The organism is Mesorhizobium sp. KR2-14, from assembly GCF_040049255.1.
Taxonomy (GTDB): Bacteria; Pseudomonadota; Alphaproteobacteria; order Rhizobiales; family Rhizobiaceae; genus Pseudaminobacter.
Genome location: NZ_JBDZDR010000004.1, coordinates 124,461 through 139,952 on the forward strand (window position 1 = coordinate 124,461; position 15,492 = coordinate 139,952).

Annotated in this window: 15 protein-coding genes and 3 pseudogenes; 8 read left to right on the forward strand and 10 right to left on the reverse strand. The window is 59.7% G+C overall.

Going from position 1 to position 15,492, the window contains the following annotated elements:
* Positions 1-4: 4 nt before the first annotated feature.
* On the reverse strand, positions 5-997 hold the full coding sequence (locus ABLE86_RS12700; protein WP_348779624.1) for a formylglycine-generating enzyme family protein: 993 nt from the start codon (positions 995-997) through the stop codon (positions 5-7).
* Between the two features lie 369 nt (positions 998-1,366).
* A complete protein-coding gene (locus ABLE86_RS12705; RefSeq protein WP_348779328.1) occupies positions 1,367-1,885 on the reverse strand; it encodes a GNAT family N-acetyltransferase in 519 nt (172 codons plus the stop codon).
* Between the two features lie 79 nt (positions 1,886-1,964).
* Here ABLE86_RS12705 and ABLE86_RS12710 point away from each other — a divergent pair.
* A pseudogene (locus ABLE86_RS12710) lies at positions 1,965-2,057 on the forward strand (IS5/IS1182 family transposase); the annotation flags it as partial.
* Here the strand turns inward: ABLE86_RS12710 and ABLE86_RS12715 are convergent.
* The 4 genes from ABLE86_RS12715 to ABLE86_RS12730 all read right to left on the reverse strand — a co-directional run bounded on the left by ABLE86_RS12715 (position 2,019) and on the right by ABLE86_RS12730 (position 5,741).
* Positions 2,019-2,456: a GFA family protein gene (locus ABLE86_RS12715; RefSeq protein WP_348779329.1), complete on the reverse strand. Its 438-nt coding sequence runs from the start codon at positions 2,454-2,456 to the stop codon at positions 2,019-2,021. The pseudogene ABLE86_RS12710 and the gene ABLE86_RS12715 sit on opposite strands and share 39 nt — an antisense overlap.
* Before the next feature lie 609 nt (positions 2,457-3,065).
* Positions 3,066-4,211 (reverse strand): MBL fold metallo-hydrolase, encoded by a 1,146-nt coding sequence (locus ABLE86_RS12720; protein WP_348779330.1) that lies wholly within the window; start codon positions 4,209-4,211, stop codon positions 3,066-3,068.
* Positions 4,212-4,405: 194 nt separating this feature from the next.
* Complete coding sequence (locus tag ABLE86_RS12725; protein WP_348779331.1) at positions 4,406-4,927, reverse strand: Cache 3/Cache 2 fusion domain-containing protein; 522 nt, start codon at positions 4,925-4,927, stop codon at positions 4,406-4,408.
* A gap of 259 nt (positions 4,928-5,186) precedes the next feature.
* Positions 5,187-5,741: a hypothetical protein gene (locus ABLE86_RS12730; RefSeq protein ID WP_348779332.1), complete on the reverse strand. Its 555-nt coding sequence runs from the start codon at positions 5,739-5,741 to the stop codon at positions 5,187-5,189.
* A 907-nt stretch (positions 5,742-6,648) separates the two neighbouring features.
* Between ABLE86_RS12730 and ABLE86_RS12735 the strand changes: the two genes are divergently transcribed.
* The 3 genes from ABLE86_RS12735 (at position 6,649) to ABLE86_RS12745 (ending at position 8,811) form a co-directional block, all read left to right on the forward strand.
* The gene (locus ABLE86_RS12735; RefSeq protein WP_348779333.1) at positions 6,649-7,716 is read left to right on the forward strand and encodes a hypothetical protein; all 1,068 of its coding nucleotides are present in this window, start codon (positions 6,649-6,651) and stop codon (positions 7,714-7,716) included.
* 115 nt (positions 7,717-7,831) lie between these two features.
* Positions 7,832-8,284, forward strand: coding sequence for a hypothetical protein (locus tag ABLE86_RS12740; protein ID WP_348779334.1), 453 nt, complete (start codon positions 7,832-7,834; stop codon positions 8,282-8,284).
* A gap of 155 nt (positions 8,285-8,439) precedes the next feature.
* The gene (locus ABLE86_RS12745; RefSeq protein ID WP_348779335.1) at positions 8,440-8,811 is read left to right on the forward strand and encodes a YkvA family protein; all 372 of its coding nucleotides are present in this window, start codon (positions 8,440-8,442) and stop codon (positions 8,809-8,811) included.
* Between the two features lie 993 nt (positions 8,812-9,804).
* On the opposite strand, the gene ABLE86_RS12750 is transcribed toward ABLE86_RS12745, so the two are convergent.
* On the reverse strand, positions 9,805-9,939 hold the full coding sequence (locus ABLE86_RS12750) for a hypothetical protein (protein WP_348779336.1): 135 nt from the start codon (positions 9,937-9,939) through the stop codon (positions 9,805-9,807).
* A 281-nt stretch (positions 9,940-10,220) separates the two neighbouring features.
* Between ABLE86_RS12750 and ABLE86_RS12755 the strand changes: the two genes are divergently transcribed.
* Both ABLE86_RS12755 and ABLE86_RS12760 read left to right on the forward strand, forming a co-directional pair.
* The gene (locus ABLE86_RS12755) at positions 10,221-10,649 is read left to right on the forward strand and encodes a YidB family protein (protein WP_348779337.1); all 429 of its coding nucleotides are present in this window, start codon (positions 10,221-10,223) and stop codon (positions 10,647-10,649) included.
* A gap of 281 nt (positions 10,650-10,930) precedes the next feature.
* A complete protein-coding gene (locus ABLE86_RS12760) occupies positions 10,931-11,107 on the forward strand; it encodes a hypothetical protein (protein ID WP_348779338.1) in 177 nt (58 codons plus the stop codon).
* A 356-nt stretch (positions 11,108-11,463) separates the two neighbouring features.
* On the opposite strand, the gene ABLE86_RS12765 is transcribed toward ABLE86_RS12760, so the two are convergent.
* From ABLE86_RS12765 to ABLE86_RS12775, 3 genes and pseudogenes are all read right to left on the reverse strand, one after another.
* Positions 11,464-12,531, reverse strand: a complete 1,068-nt coding sequence (locus ABLE86_RS12765; RefSeq protein WP_348779339.1) for a hypothetical protein — start codon at positions 12,529-12,531, stop codon at positions 11,464-11,466.
* A gap of 268 nt (positions 12,532-12,799) precedes the next feature.
* A complete protein-coding gene (locus tag ABLE86_RS12770) occupies positions 12,800-13,114 on the reverse strand; it encodes a hypothetical protein (RefSeq protein WP_348779340.1) in 315 nt (104 codons plus the stop codon).
* Between the two features lie 60 nt (positions 13,115-13,174).
* A pseudogene (locus ABLE86_RS12775) lies at positions 13,175-13,276 on the reverse strand (IS630 family transposase); the annotation flags it as partial.
* A 420-nt stretch (positions 13,277-13,696) separates the two neighbouring features.
* Here ABLE86_RS12775 and ABLE86_RS12780 point away from each other — a divergent pair.
* Together ABLE86_RS12780 and ABLE86_RS12785 are read left to right on the forward strand one after the other, a co-directional pair.
* A complete protein-coding gene (locus ABLE86_RS12780; RefSeq protein WP_348779341.1) occupies positions 13,697-14,986 on the forward strand; it encodes an acyl-CoA dehydrogenase family protein in 1,290 nt (429 codons plus the stop codon).
* 251 nt (positions 14,987-15,237) lie between these two features.
* Positions 15,238-15,465: pseudogene (locus ABLE86_RS12785) on the forward strand (integrase); the annotation flags it as partial.
* Between the last annotated feature and the right edge of the window lie 27 nt (positions 15,466-15,492).

Here is a 15,492-nt window from a genome sequence, read left to right on the forward strand (position 1 = left end):
ACGATCATTGCTCATTGAGTGCTCCTCTCTTTCTGATGATGCAGCGGAAACCGACATGGCTCATGGAAGTGTCGACGGGCTGCGGGTGACGCGCCGCCGGACGGTAGCGGCGGCAATAGTTCGGCGCGCACAGATGCGAACCGCCCTTCAGGACCCGTCGGGGAATCTTCGCGCCCACCTGACTGGCGTCAAAACTCTGCTCTTCACGCCCGCCGCGGGGATTCTCCGGAACGCAGCACGCCTTCGCCGCATCGGCCGGGTGGTTCGGCTCGTACCAGTCGCTCGTCCATTCCCAGACATTGCCGATCATGTCGTAAAGCCCGTAGCCATTGGGCGGGAACGACATGACCGGCGACGTGCGTTCGAAACCGTCCTGCGCCAGGTTCTGCCAAGGGAACTGGCCTTGCCAGGTGTTGGCCATATGTCGGCCATTGGGGGTCAGTTCGTCGCCCCACGCGAACTCTGCCTGGACGAGCCCGCCGCGCGCCGCGTATTCCCACTCCGCTTCGGTTGGCAGGTCCTTACCCGCCCAGCGCGCATAAGCCTCCGCGTCGAGGCAGGCGATGTGCACCACCGGGTGATCTTCCAGGCCCTTGATCGAGGAGCCTGGACCATAAGGACGACGCCAGTTGGCCCCGAATTTGAAGGTCCACCACCGGCTGAAGTCGTTGAGGCTCACTGGGTGATCCGGAGGACTGAACACCAGTGAGCCTGCCTTGAGCATGTGCGGCAGTGCGAACGGATAATCCTTCGGGTCCGGATTTCTCTCCGCCACCGTGACGTGCCCGGTTGCACGGACGAAGGCGCGGAACTGGCGGTTGGTTACAGGCGTCCGGTCCATCCAGAAGCCGTCGACGGCGACCCGGTGGACCGGCGCCTCCTCAGGATAGTGCTGTTGCGATCCCATGCGGAACGTCCCGCGAGGAATCCAGACCATGCCGGGGCTTGGCGTCTTACTTCGGGGTTCCTCGGTCGGCGCAGCCCAGGCAATGGCCATCGAAAGCAGCATCCTTCCTTTTCCAGGATGATGACTGATCTTCGGGAGTTCTAGGGCGCGCGTCTGTAGTTTCAACCTTGACTCGGTGGCCCCAATATTCATCTGATTAAGACTGGATGGGAACGAGATATTCTCGTTCCTCGCCAAATGGCATCTTGAAGCGGCCAGCGCCCGATCCTCGTCGAGGTAGCCAGCCTCGAACAACGGCCTGGCACCCTGTGCCAGCGCGACGACGCGCGCCACGTTCTCCGATCAAGGCGCTCCAACGCGCCAGATGCGGCTAAGCTCCAGTCCGTGGTGGAAGCTTCTTGGAAAGTGGCAACTGCCGCTCAAGGCCAGACCGGGTGAGTTCCGTTCGGGATATGAACGTCAGGAACGTGTGGAAGGCGGAAGAAGCTCTCCCTCCATGAGCACAAGAGGAAACTCGACACCGGCCCCGATCGGCACGCGGATCAGATCCAAGCGCCGCAGACCCATGCGCTCATAGAACGGTGCGGCGTTGAGGCTGGAAAGCGCTTGAATTCGGGTTGCGCCTGCCTCTGCAGCGTCTCGTGCGGATCGCCCAAAGATAGCCCGCCCAATGCCTCGCCCGGCTCGTTCGGGATCGACGGCAAAGCGGCGAGCGTGGGCTAGCCCGTCCACGACCGCGCCCGACCCCGGCGCATCGAATGTCCAGCCTCCGCAACCGACAATAATTCCAGCGTCTTTGGCTACGTAGAAAGTTCCCGAGCCGATGAGTGCGGGATTTTCCCGCGCAATCAAAGTCAGGGCAAGCGCCAGAACCGGCGGTGAGTAGGCTTGGGCCATCAGGACCGGGTATGAACGGTTCAGAAGGGCCTCAATTCCCGCTATGTCATCGCTGGTCGCGATACGAACCTGCACGCACATCACGTGCTCCGCTATACAGGTTGAGGACACCGGTAACCGTTCGCCGCGTCCTCTGACCCAACGGCCTCAGCTAGGGTCGGCAACACGTTACGACAAGCTAGCCGAAAACTACCTCGCTGCCCTCAAGCTCGTCTCAAAACGCATCGGGCTGCGCGGTATTGAATCTACAGCCTGGGTCTTTCGTGTAGTCAGGCCCAAAACGTGTCGGCAGGCCGTCTGCGAGTTTCAACCAAGGGAGTTTCTCCTCAAAAGCGACATGCAGCGTAGGTGCAAATTTTTCCGGCTCCTCCAGCGCTGCCGCAAAAAAATGCATGACATTGGACATGTTCTTTGAGCGGAAGGACAGTGGCGTGCCACAGTGATCGCAAAATGTTCTTTCCACGCCGGGAGAAGAGTTGAATACCTTCGGGGAGTTGCCCAGCCATCGCCATTGGCCGTCCAAGACGCCAATGTAGGTTGTCATCGGCGCAGAACATTGCCGCCTGCAGCTTTCACAATGACAGACCACGCAGGACTGTGCCGCGCCATCGACTTCGAAAGCAATAGCGCCACAGAAGCAATGACCACGCATGCAAATTCCCCTTCAGGCAACAAGCACAGCTTAGTGCCGGGGCGCGCGGGAGTCGCTAAGAAATGTGCCGAACTGGCGCTAATAGGGCATTCGGCGCTAGCGGTCGTGAGCGCGTGCGTGGGCGTTAGCTTCAGGCTGAGTTCGTTAGCGCCTTCCGGTCATCGTGAAATGTTCGTCAATCTGAGCGGCCGCTATGTCCTCACTGGCAAAAGAGAGAAAATCCGGGGCAGTAGCCGAGAGTGATGACAATACGCATGGCCCAGTCTCCCTAGGGATGGGTTCGAACTGGCGGGACGCAGCGTTGCGTCGCTTCGCGATCCGTCTGATGATCGCCTTGGAACCATGGGCCCTGCAGCCGAGGTTACAATGGATCACCCAGTTCTTCTTTTACCTTCCGCTCGCGCCTGCATTCTTCGTCTTTCTTGTTGTCACCTTGAGCCGATTGATATCCAAGTCGGCTATGAAGTAGATCAGGCGCGGCATAGCCACGCGCAATTCGTCGCCCATGCGGCTGCAGAAACCGGGCATCTCGACTGTCGGGCACGCGCGCAGGACATCGATCGCCGGGCGCTCGAGTCTACATGCCCGAAATAACATGCCCAAGCCGACCTACCTGAAGACGAAGCGTGTCCCGGTGTAGGAGCGCAACAGCCTGTTCGGCATCTCGCCTTTCGCGATCTCGTAAAACGGCTCGCCCGAGCAATGCAGCGGAATGACATAGTCGACATCGATGTCCTTGAGCGCGCCGATCGTTTCCCGAATGTAGTCCTCCTTGTAGGGCGCAAGGTGGAACCCGCCGATGACCGCGTGAACCTTGCTGATGCCTGACGCGAGCTGAGCCTGCTTGATCGTGTTGATCACGCCACGATGACTGCAAGAGGTCAAAATGACCAGGCCGCGCCCCTTCAGATTGAACGCGGTGGCGATCTCGTGCCGAAACTGGTCGGGGACAACCGATTGCGTCCGTTCGTCCTCGGGGAGCTTTTCAGCATAGCAGCCCATCCCGTGTTCCGCGCCGATCCTCATCGAGGTGGGGGACAGCAGCGTCTCGAAGCTCGCTTGGCCAATTTGCCCGGTCGTGAAAGCATGATCGGCAACAAGTGAGGGTCCTTCCGCAAACCTTACCGTGAGGGCGGCTTCTTCCAACGCACTACGGTCCAACACGCCGAAATCGCCATGTGCTGGCGGTGCCGTCCATTCGCGTGAGCAAAATGCCTCCTCTCCGCCGATGTAAATTGGCAGCCCATCCTTCAGCCTGCCCTTGTTTTGCTTCAGGAAACCGGCGAGGCCACCGAAATGATCGTAGTGCCCGTGGCTCAGCACCAGCGCATCGAGCTCCGACGGGACGATGCCCACAAGGCCGGAGTTGTTGAGCAGGGCCTCTGGCGTGAAGCCAAAATCGACCAGGACATTGCGCGTCTCGTCACCGCGTTGCGACATGGCATGCATCGAGAGACCAAATTCGCTCATCAGCGTTTTGCCAGGCGGTCTTCCATCAGCGATACCCCAACCGAAATGCTGAATGTCGACATTCGCGGCATTGTGGCTGGGCGCGACCGCGAATTGATAGTTGTCGACGACCACCCTCACCGTGAGGCGGTCGATCTCGGGAACAGCGCCTGAGACAGGATCGGCCATTCCAGGTTTGGCGCCACCGATCAACGCCGTAACCACAGCGCCAAACAGGGCAGCGCCACCACAGCGTAGGAAGTCGCGCCGCCCAATCGGGACAGGCTCGCATCGGTAGATTGACATCACGCCTTCCTCCCATTTGCCTGTCCAAACTGGTCACGCGACCAACTGGCGTGCATTCTTGCAATTTGTCGGAACTGACCGAACCTCCGCCCCCAAAGTCTCGGCTGTCGATCTGCCGGGCGTCCCGGCCACGCCATCGCTCAATTTGTGAGGCGTCCGGCAGTCATCCGCATTGACGTTCGAGTACCGCGGATCTATTTCAGATAGCCGACGTAGTAGATGCCGATCACGTGTTTGTCCGGATCCCTTATCGGGTCGTATCCCGTCACGTAGGGTTTGCCGAGAATGTCTACCTCGCCGTAGAAGGCTTCACCCTTCTTGATCGACTCGATCGCTTTCCCTTTTGGGTCCAGAATGGTCCCGATCGCTCGCGCGCCGTCGTCCTTTTTGACGTTCGTGGCGACCCGGACATATTCCTCACCGCTCTTGACGAAGATGGTCGCGGTGCCGCCAGCTTCCTTCACGACCTCATCAACCAGAGTGAAATTGTTGTTCATCTTGGTGGATCCAAAATAGATCGCGGGCACTTCTTTTCCGGCGACGGCGTCAGTTCCCTCGATCTTCGGCGGCCCCAGTTCGTTCGCCTTCGACTTCAGGAGCTCCATCGCAGCAGTCACCTTCGCATCCTGTGCGAGGGCGGTCATTGGCACGAGCGCGACGCCTCCGGTGAGGAGTGAGGCCGTCAAGGTGCTGATGATAGCTTTGTGCAGGCTCATGGGCTTTCTCCTTGTAAGCCCTCTCCAACGCTGACCAACGCCCCGCGTCGGTTAGCCGGGCGACTTTGTTTATCCAGGGAACAATCGACTGTTCAGCGCGTTGTCACCGTACCCTTACTCATCAGCCCGTCGTCTCCTCCCCCGAGGCGGCGGGCTTCTTTTTGCGTCTCTGGCAATGCAAATGCCCCAGCTTGCGCCACGGCTTAAAGCGCCGATGCAGGTTGGGGAGCCTTCCCGGGCCATAACAGGAAGGTCCTGATCACTTGATTTCCCACGTGGTGTTGTGCGGGATGTCCATTGCGGTGTAGCCGCCAGGGCCGGCCAGCGCAGGCATCGCAATGCAGGCGAAGGGCTCACTCCCGGTGATGCCTTCGTACTTGCCGGTGCCGCCTGTAATGATGTGGGTGCCGCAATTCATGTCCGCCTGCGACTTGTCCTTGTCACGGGTGTCGAAGGTCGAGAAGATCTTGTCTCCATCCTTGTCGGCCAGCACGCAGGCACCATCGATGTATTTCTTGTCGCCTGAATCTACACTTAGTGCCGTGCACTGGGCCGACATCTTGTCGAGCATCTCCTCCCCTTTCATGTTTTGGGTGGTCCCCACCGCCTCCAGCGCGGTTGCCGTCCCGAGTCCGGGAATGTCAATGCTGTGCAAGGGCCGAAAAATGAAATGCGTCACGTAGGGGGTAGTGCCTTTCTTGGCGATCGGCGCACCCAGAACCACACCTGGTGCCAAAGCCAAGAGCATCCCGGTGAGAAGTGCCGCCTTGGCGGTTTTGATTGCCGCAGCGGATGTCACTGTCGTGGGTTTCATCGGTTCCTCCATCGAGAGCGGCGGAGCAAGCCGACGGCAGGCGCCGCCGCAGGCCGGAGACGACCTGCCTGCGTTTGAAACGCGTCTGGTTTAGCGGGCGCCAGTTCCCCCGATCAACATCAAGCGCATGGGCGTAAGCCAACCCGTTTCGCTCCGACATTGCTTAGGAGAGACTGCATCTTCGATGGTCGATGCGTGGACTCGTCCCAACTCATGCCGCGCATGAGCAACTGTCTCTAGGTGCAAAATACCAGAACCTTCGGTGCCGAGCCACGGGTTGCCAATCACGCTTTCTAGAGAAAACGTCCACCGTACGCGACGGCCGATCAAGGTTCCGTGACAACTCAGAAAATTTGGAAAAACTAGGGGAGGGTGGGCATTCGGGTGGTTGAGCAGGACAATATGCTTGACCAGCGAAAGCCAGAAGCCCGTTGTTCATCCCGGGTGGCCGGCTCCGGTCGCTCCTTGTTTGTGACCTGCCTTATCCGCCGTTCGTCGCAGATCGGCGCGCATTTTCGTTTCTTGCCCCCTAATGAAACCCGCGCCGAACCGCTGGGGACAGCTCAACGCGGGTGAGCAGGGAGATCGCAGTACTTCTCTCGCCCCTATGTTGACAGTCGCCGGATGATGTCAGAAGCGAAAAAGGGCAGCCAGTCGGAAAACACTGACAAAGGCTCGGCGGGGAAGCAGGGAAGTGGCACCGAGCCTTCGCTTGGCCCCAGGCAGCGCCCAGATGCTTGCAGAATGAGAAGATAAAGCAAGTGCGTCGGCTATTGGCGAGCCTTACGCCAGCCGGGCGGCGGACATGCAGCTTTCAATCAGAAATCAACCGTGAGCCACCGTTGTTGCCGACCTCAATTCGCTCATGGCGGCAGGTTTTGCCGCTTTCTCGAGGTGGACGTTGCCGATGCCGATCCGTAAGACTGCAGCTTTGTCACGAACTGCCAGATCGAAGGATTTGGCCCCTTGGGGGGGGGGAGCATTCATGGCAAGATCAGACGACAAGATCGAGAACGCGAAGCGGGACGCTGCGGCGCACTATGCCCGCATCCGCGAAGCCGGAGGCGCGCTTTCATACTGCATCGACTACGTCCATCACATCGAGGGCCTGAAGGGCGAAGGCGAACCCGCTGTCATTCGCGAGCGAGGGGCCGCTTTCCCGAGGACGGCGGTGCGGCTAGCGGCGGTCGGCGCTGTCCAATCCGCCCGAAGCGAAGGCGTGGATTCGGAGACGCTGGACGAGACCCTCAAGTGGGCACGCGCCGCATGGGTACACTCGGCTGGGCGCTACGTCGACCAGCCTTTCGGCGGCGGCGGACCGGAAACTGCGGACCTTCCGAACGCTCAGGTGGTGGCGATAATCCGGAAGGCGGCGGAGACCCGCAAAGCCAGGGCCGCCGAGCAGTGGGACCGTCTCGTGGACTCGGATGTCGAAAGCCTGGCGACCCTCGCACTGATCGGGCGAGAGGCCGCGAAGCCCGTCAGCCGCAAGGACAGATGGATCGGCAACGCGATCCTGGCGGGACTGACGGCCGCTGGTGTTGCCTACGGCCTGTCGAACTCGTACCTTTCGGTCAAGGTGGATCAACCCTTCGACAGCGAACTCGGCTTCCAGCAGCACCGGGACGCGACCGCCCGGGTCCTGAACCACACGACCCTGATGTCGTTGACCGTGCCGCGATCCGGCATCCTCAAACTGGCTTTTGGCTGGCCGATGAGACCTACGGAAGACGAGCGGGAGGCTTTCACGAGGTTCGGACGCGAGGTTTTCAGCTCGTGGCGAGGCCTCGCCGCGGTCGGCGATCTCATATGCGGCGGCGCGGAACCGCCGGAGGACGACCTGCTTGAAATCATCCGAAACGTAAACGACGGCATCAACCTGCAGGAGCCTCCAATTGGCGGGACCGGCAGGTATCAATCCCTGATCATTCGGTCGCTGCTGCGGACATATCCAGCGCCGGCTCCATGCAAGTAGGACTGATTGAAGGGGGCGGGATCGAATTCCTTAACCACGGCAGCCGGGCCTACGCCTTCGGAAGGATTGACGCCCCGCGCCCTTTCTCGCACCCTGCCGGCAAAGGGAGGGGGCGATGAAATTCACCATCGCTGCGCTGGCGCTGTCATTAGCTACATCTGGCCTTGAGGTCGCTCGTGCCAACACGCCGGGCAGCGACCTGGTCCCGCCTCGGAAAGTGCGCACCATTACCGTTGGACCTGACCGGATACTCCCATCTGCCAAGAACGAGCCGATCCCCGCGGACAGGAGCGACCAAGACCTGGTTATTTCTCGAGTTGATATTTGCTGGGATCGACCATCTCTCAATTGGCAAGGACGCACGCTGGTTTCGTTGCAATTTCAACTCACAGAAACCGGGAATATAGATGGAGAGATAACGACCATCGACTGGGAAGGCAGGCGCCAACAGGTTCTCGCACTTGAGGAGAGCGCTAGAAGGGCCATCATGAGATGCGCGCCGTACAAGATTAGATCCAAAAGCCGATCCCCATTCACGATCGACTTTCAGATGAGCTCCCAAAAGTGAGTTTCGGGCAATCAACAGCAGCGACGCCTGCTTCGGGTGAAGCGAACCGCGGGCGTCGACCAGCCAAGGCGACAGGAGAAGCACCCACAGATCGAGAATATCGGTTGGATGGCTCAACCCCATCGCCTATTTTGCGCAGCATGAGAGAAACCCGCATGCTGCTGGAGCGGGCAAAGCAATGGGCAAGATTACTGAAGCGCGACGTCGTTGCCCTGTGGATCGCCGCTCGCGACTCGCGCACCCCTTGGTACGCGAAAGCCACAGCCGCGGCCGTTGCAGCCTATGCCCTCAGCCCGATTGATTTGATTCCTGATTTCATCCCGATCATTGGCTATCTGGATGATCTCCTGATCGTTCCCGTAGGAATTTCCCTCGCCATCCGTCTCATTCCTTCTGGGCTTATGGCCGAGTTCAGGCAGGAGGCTGCTCGCCGCCAGGAGCGCCCGCGAAGCAACGCGGCAGCCGTCCTCATCATCGTGGTGTGGGCTGCTGCGCTGGCTGCATGCTCCTACAAATACTGGCCCTGATGTTGGGATGTCCAGGACGAATTCAGCGGGCCTGACATCCCATTCCTCACGCGTACCGGGGCAAGCTTTCCGCTCACCTGGGTTCTTCCCGGGTTTTGCCTGACTGGCTGCACTATTGCAGTTCTGGCATCATCCCGCTGCTGCCTCAAGCGCAGAGGTAGCGCGCTGTCTCCAAGCCAACCCGCGCTGGTCCGTCCCGAGCGGTTCAGCGCGGGCTTGAGCGATAAGAGAGCCCGCCGGACCATGGCGTGCGGCGGGCTTAAGGCGTGTCAGGAAGAATGGGGGTCGGCCGGAGCCCGGAGCCGGGATGAACATCGGGCTCCTAGCTCTCACTCGTCGAGCAACTCGGTCTGCTCAACGCCACCCGAATGCCTCCCCTCCGTCAGTGTTCCAAATTTCTCTGGTGTGTCACGAAACCTTGATCACCAGGGCGGGTTCCATCGCCGCAGCCAGGCTTAGGCCGTTTGTAGATGCGAAAGCACTGCTTTCCCCAAACACGAAAAAAGCCCGTCGCCTCGGGGGAGGAGACGACGGGCCGATGAGTAAGGGTGCGGTGGTAACGACTCGAGTGTTCAGTCGTTCCCAGGTGGCCGAAAAAAATTGGCGGTTAGGGAAAGCGGGTATTGCGGGCATACCTCGATCGCTCGCGTTGATCGAAGCTCCCTTCAGCGCTTCACTCTGTAGCGGCGGAGCCGAATGAAAGTCCATCCTTGGTTTTCCGGATGAGAATTCGCCACGTCCATCTGCACCCAAAGGGGCAGTGATTGGTCAATCCCGGGACCGGAAGCAGGCAGTGCCTCGCGACGAATGGCAGCTATCCCACTCTCGGTGCCTGAAAGCGGACAGTCCGGACCCGGCCCCCTTCTGCCGGAATGAATCCTTCCCCATCCGGAGGGTCACAGGATTCCTTTAGGTCTGCTGTGGGGTGGGACGGAGACGGTCCGGTTCGTGCCGGATTTTCGGGAAAGCTGACGCGGTACCGGTGCATCGGAGTTAGGCGGCTCTTGGCCAGATGATGTCGCCAAGATCGAACAGCCTCGTCGCTCGATCTTCCCAGCCGTCGATGTCGACCTTGCGCAGATCGCTTTCCGCATGGAGAAGCGTCAACGTCAGGAGGCGACGCCTCATCGCGTCGTCACACTCGCCATCAACCACGCCGTATCCCCTCAGAAGTGACTGAGTGCGGCCATGCTCGATGGGCGTCTGCGGCCCGGATTGAAGGCCATGGAAGACGATGTCCGTCTCAGCAGATCGGCTCCGGAATGCCCGGTGACAAGTGCCGCAGGAAGTCGTTGAAGGCAAGCAAGGTGATGAAAGGTGGAAACTTAACTGGCCTATGGCAGTCTTGAAAAAGCGGTATCACGCTCCACCCTTCTCAGCGGTGTGATGTCGTGGCACAGGAGGCTTTCATGGGACTGTTTGACGATGCTGTACCAGGCGGCAATATCGGCAAACCTTTGATGATAGCGCTCGGCGCGCTGTTGCTGGGCAAGATGCTGAGCGGCAAGAACCAACCCCAAGCGGGCGAGCGCCCGCAAGCCGGTGAAGGCGGGCTGCTCGGAGGCCTTGAAGGGCTTCTCGACAAGCTACGGAGTTCAGGGCAGGGCGCCGCAGTCGATTCCTGGGTCGGTACTGGTCAGAACAAACCGATAGCGGCCGAGGATCTCGGTAGGGCGATCGGGCCGCAGACGATCAAATCGATCGCTGAGCGTGCCGGGATGAGCGAGGATGAACTGCTGCGGCAACTCTCAACGGCGCTGCCCGGCGTGGTCGACAAGCTCACACCCGACGGCAATGTCCCGCGACCGGAGCAAATCGCGTCGCGCTGGCAGGAATAGGCCCGGGGACTGCAGAACAGAAGCGCACGGTACTGCTTCCCGCCCTGTGTTGGGCCGAGAAACCGAGGACGGTGCGCGGAGGAGCTCTGACCGTTCCGAGAACCCTGGCGATGAGAGCCGGTCTGTACCGTCCTCGCTAGCCGGTTCGCCTGCGGCCAGCTCCGATTGAACCTGCGCCGACCTTCCGGCCCCTAGACTGCCCGTCCGCAACGCGCCCGATCCCAGCCGTCGGTGACGTTTTTGCCACTCCCCAGAAGCGGACATCGCCGACAGCAAATCTGTTGGTCGGGGATCTCCGCCGCAGCGAAGGGCAGGCGGCGCTGGAGATCGAAGATCCGGTCGCGCGGGAGCAGGCGCTGGACGACGCGGAAACCCGGCTGACGGCGGATTTCGGAAGGGCCGCGCTTACGAGCGACGAAATCGGCAAGATAAATGTATTGCTCGGTGCTCGTCAGTAGCAGTTCTGCGCCTAAAACCCGTCGGCGATGGGGCCACATAGCTTGGTCGCCACCCCCTGCCACAACCGGGGCGACTTCGCCGCTCCGGTTGTCGGTTAACGATCAACGCAGCACGGCGGTGATTAGCAGATGATTATTCGACAACATCGCTGCCTCCTCGTCTCGGGACACATGGTAAGAGGCCGGAAGACAAGCATTCCACAAGACAGCGCATCAGACCGCCAATTCAGCCCCGTAGGATCAACGACCGCGAAGGGCAGAAAAATTGCCCGCTCCAGGGGAGGCGGGCATGTGATCAGTCGCCGATCTCGGGCAGACGAGAAAGACGGTGGCGACCAGTCACGTCATGAATACAGTTATTTGGCAGCGTGGCTGGGTTCGGTAAGTCCGACGGTCTGCGTTTGAAGTGCCTCGCGGACCTGATCGATTTTGCCGTAGGTTGCTCCCACGCCCAGCACATCCTTTGCCCAGTCCACCATCTCTTGATCGACCACTCGGTTCGGATTCGCGCCCGCCTGCAGCGCCGCTGTGAGCGCCTCGTCCGTGATGGCCTCCATCTGCTCCGCTTGCCTAACCTCGAGATCGGCGACTTGCGCTTTCGCCTCGCCGACGGCTGCAGCCATATCAAGGGCGGAGCGAAGGGCATCGATTTCCGCTGCGATTGCTGCGGCCACGTTGGCATCCAGCGTGGAGGGATCGATCGCGTTGAGATCGCCAAGGCGCGCCTCCAGATCCGCGGCCGTCAGGTCCGCGGTATAGGAGAAGTCGTCATACGGTTCGATCGCGCCGACCGACTCAGCGAATTTCGCATCCGCAGCAGCCAGTGCGGCAGTGGCCTTCGCAAGTTCAGCCTGCGTCAGGTCATAATTGGCGGATGCCATTACATAGGAACGGATCGCCGCGAATTTCGGGTCATTCGCGTTTATGAAGGCGTTGACGTTCCGCTTCAGGGAATTGAGGCCACCGAGCTTGGCGTGCAGGTTCTTCTCCTTCATCTTGGCAGCCGAAGCTTTGTTGGTTTTGCGACCGGCGTCCTTGGCCGACACTGCTGCCGTTTGCGACTTCACCGCGCCCTTGCCCTTGGCCGACGAAGCACTGGCGCTGCCACCGAGCTGGCCCCCCGGGCCCTTCGCGTTGCCGCGCTCGCCAGCCTTCCCGGCACCGGCTCCTTGACCGCCACCTTTGCCGGCGCCGTTACTTCCAGCGTTGCCGCCCCCCTTGCCGCCGCCGTTTCCACCACCGTTACCGCCGCCCTTTCCTCCGCCTTCGCCCTTGGCATGGGCCTGCTGGGAAAAGTCATCGAGGGAGCCCCTCCCGCTTCCAGTCAGGATCGGCAGAAGCATGAGGGCTGTTGTGCAGCCAAGCACGACGAATGCGCGCGCAAATGTGGTTTTTGCAACCGCTGCTCGCATTGGAGAAGACATGGGGGCCTCCGATTCGTTGGACGCTGATGCTAGCGCGCAGAACCTCACCGATCCGATAAATTATTCTTTCAGGTTTGTTTCAATGTCAGTGCAGACCAAGGTGACGTCTGGAGGTGCTACCTGACACTGCTGGTCGCGGTATCCAAATCGTGGTTCCTCTCACGTAGCCATGCCGATAGTCTACAGTTACTGCCGCTGGAAGTCGTTGTCGGCGCGGCTCTGGCGAGGGGCGATAAATGGGATGAGAGGTGCCAAGGTGGGCCTACGGCTAACGCGGCCAAACCAGCCAGAGAATTCCCACGCCTATGAGCCAAAGCAGCGCCATCAATATCGCCGCCGCAACAATGAAGCGGACGATCAAAGCCCGCGACCATAACGGTTCATTGGGAAGTCGCCGCCAAGCCCAGGTCGCCCCCAAAAAGGCAGTCACAAGCGCCACTACCTGCCAGATGATTGCTCCCCCGGGCAAAACCCCATCCAAGGCTGGCAAGACATAAACACTCACCGCAGCACATAGGGCGAAACCTGCCGCCGCAAACGCGGACCTAAATGAGCGAAGTTGCGATTGCACGTCGGGCGACATGTCCGGGCTCCCGCTGTCGCTGCGATACTATTGAATTGGAAGGGGCAGAGCTAGAGCCTTTCAGGTTTTGACGGAAGCGTATCCAGCGTTCTCGAAGTAGTTGGCGCATTCGTTGGGCTGGACGGCCATTGAACCACGGCAGGTCTGGGTAATCCGCTTCTTCCTCGATCAGCATTCGACCACCGTGCTGGAATTCTGATGGCGCGTAAGGCTCCGAGGCCGATCTGGATCGTCTGGCAACTGTCGATCTCCTGTGCACGCGATAGAGAAGGTTGGCGCAACTCCTTGACGCCCGCAGTCGGCGAAATTCTCCCGCCTCAAGATTTCCTCGATGATCTGCAACTTTTGCTCGACATCGCCGGGAATCACTTCGATGCGTCGATACGCATCGGACATAAGTCTATACTCAAGCGTTACCTTCAGCATTTCTGCTTATGCCAACTGCCCCGTTGAATTGGGGGGGCGCAGTTCGTTGACCATTATTGGGTATGCAGCGCCACTGTTTCACTCGCTATTCCGATTCGACCGTAAGGAGGACGATCACGGTACGGCTGGAGGGCACTGATCCGATGGAGGAAAGATATGGCAATCGACTTCACGTTGACCAGTGAACAGATCGCTATCAGGAAGACGGCGCGCGAGTTCGCCCAAGATATTCTCAAACCCGTCGCCATAGAGGCAGATGCGGAACGTGATCCGCAAAAAGCCTTCTCCATGATGAAGCCTGTATATAGAGAGGCGCATAAACTTGGCCTCACTTTCGGGTTCATTCCGAAGGAATATGGCGGCGCGGGTATCAGCAATGTCGACCTCCAGATTGTTGCTGAGGAAATTTGCGCGGTGGACCCGGGCTTCGGGTGTATTCTGCTCGTCAACGGGCTCGCGCTGCTGCCATTGGTCTGGTACGGCTCGGAAGAACAAAGAAGGAAGTGGTTGTTCGAGGCCACCAGCGATCAGACGGGCGAATATATTGCCGGATACAATGTGAGCGAGGCCGCGGGTACGGCAAACTTCGATCACCCTGGCGCATATCCCTCAGGCATGCAGATGACTGCAGAACATGACAAGGGCAGAGGCGAATATGTCCTCAACGGCTCGAAGTATTGGCCGAGCAGTTCGGGAGGTTGGGATCTCAAGGGCGCGAACGTCAACATGTTCATCGTCCGGACGGATCGCCACAAGGGTGGCAAGGAGGGCTTGAGCGCCATACTGGTGCCGCGGGGCACACCGGGCATGACCTTCAAGGCGCCAATTGACAAGATTGGCCACAGAACCAACCAGAACAACTGGATCGAGTGCGATAACTGCCGGGTTCCTGAGGAAAACGTGTTTGCGGTCGGCGATGGCGACCTGATCATCTCAAAGGCATTCACATGGTCCGGCCCAGTTGCCGGCATTGCCGCAGTGGGGGTGGCGCGCGCGGCATATGAATGGACCATGGAGTGGTCAAAAACGTATACTGCTGCCGGCGACAAGCCCATCATGCACCATCAGAATGTCGGTTACGCGCTGGGCGATATAGCCATGCGGATCGAAGCCAGTCGCTATCTCTGTTGGAAGGCGGCGCATTATCTCGACATGTATCAGTCAGAGGGGCAGGCCTTCGGCGCCATGGCCAAGGTATTTTCCTGCGAACTGCTTTTCGATACTGTCTACAAATGCATGCAAATCGCTGGAGTGAACTCGCTGAACAAGGAGTACCCTCTGGAGAGATATTTGCGCGAAGCTGCCGTTTTCCCGATATACGACGCGGGAACGATGGGGATGCAGCGTCGAAAAATCTGGGGAGTCATGGCGGACCCGGATTTCGCCACCAATGCTTTCAGAGACTGCGAGCCCGTCAAGTTCAAGAAATCGATGGAAGGATGGTAAAACTCTACTCTCGCTGACACAGAATTGGCGACAGTTTGTGTAGCCGGATTGATCTGCCACGTTCATCCGGCTGCGATGAGAGGCTCAACGGTTTTGAATACGCCCATGGGCGCGGTGTGAGCAACCGGCGCAACGCGAAGCTTTCATCTTGCGCAGCGTTGGAGCCGGTTGCGGCGATGGCCTCGGCGTGGTTGCCGGATCTGGTATCCGAGCAATGAACGCAGTCGGAGCGGCCACTCACACAGAAACAGATATGGGCAATTCGCTTTTTTCTCGATCGCGAAGGACGCTTACGTGACCGTGCGCTGTTCGACTTGGCGATCGATAGCAAGCTGCGCGGATGCGATCTGGTCAAGATCAAGATTGGTGATCTGGTCGCTGGCCCGGAAATCCGCACGCGTGGGGTCGTCACGCAGCAAAAAAAAACAGGCCGACCGGTGCAGTTTGAACTAACCGGTGATGTGCGCGCACGCTTGCTCGCCCGGTCCGCTTGGTCTTCGAACCGA